A 774-nucleotide genomic window follows, 5' to 3' on the forward strand; every position below is an offset into this window, starting at 1 on the left:
CCTGAAGCTGGCCGTTAAACCGCCAGTTAGGGTAGAACAGGTAATTGGGGCTAAGTCGTAACAAGGTAGCCGTACCGGAAGGTGTGGCTGGAACACCTCCTTTCTGGAGAAGCTATTTAACTTAAGTGTATGAGGATTCTTATATGCTTCCAGAGTACTTTTATCACACGCCTAAAGGAAAGCCTAGCAAGATAGGTTTTCATGATATGAGAGAAAAAGAGAAGAAACAAGCGGGCTTGTAGCTCAGGTGGTTAGAGCGCTACACTGATAATGTAGAGGTCCGTGGTTCGAGTCCACGCAGGCCCACCAACTAAATAGGATGTTGGGGCAAGCTGGAGAAGAAAGCCAATAAGAGGGATAAAATCCCGATTAAACTTGGGGGATTAGCTCAGCTGGCTAGAGCACCTGCCTTGCACGCAGGGGGTCAACGGTTCGAATCCGTTATTCTCCACCAGAGTAAGGCATTAGACAAACGAGTTTAATGAAAAATTAGAGTAAGATTTAAATGCAAAGGATGATTGATAGGTCGATGTAGCACATCATTTATAATTTATCATTTACCATTTAAAATTGTACCCCTCCCCTCCTACTTCAACGGAAGTAGAACATTGGGAAACGATGTAAAACAAGTGAATTTATTCATGGAATTTTACACAAGGTTCTTTGACATATTGTGAGAATAAAGTAAAGAGTAAGAGCAAAAATAGATAGCGATTGCCTTCGGGCATGAAGATATTAGAGAGTAAGTGAAATAAGGGCGTATGGGGGATGCCT

General features: G+C 42.5%; 2 tRNA genes and 1 rRNA gene. All 3 read left to right on the forward strand.

Going from position 1 to position 774, the window contains the following annotated elements:
• Positions 1-103, forward strand: a 16S ribosomal RNA gene (locus EWU22_RS13110); the annotation flags it as partial.
• A 129-nt stretch (positions 104-232) separates the two neighbouring features.
• Positions 233-309 (forward strand) — tRNA-Ile (locus tag EWU22_RS13115).
• A 68-nt stretch (positions 310-377) separates the two neighbouring features.
• Positions 378-454 (forward strand) — tRNA-Ala (locus EWU22_RS13120).
• Positions 455-774: the final 320 nt, after the last annotated feature.

Source organism: Aquirufa nivalisilvae (genome assembly GCF_004307455.1).
Classification (GTDB): domain Bacteria; phylum Bacteroidota; class Bacteroidia; order Cytophagales; family Spirosomataceae; genus Aquirufa; species Aquirufa nivalisilvae.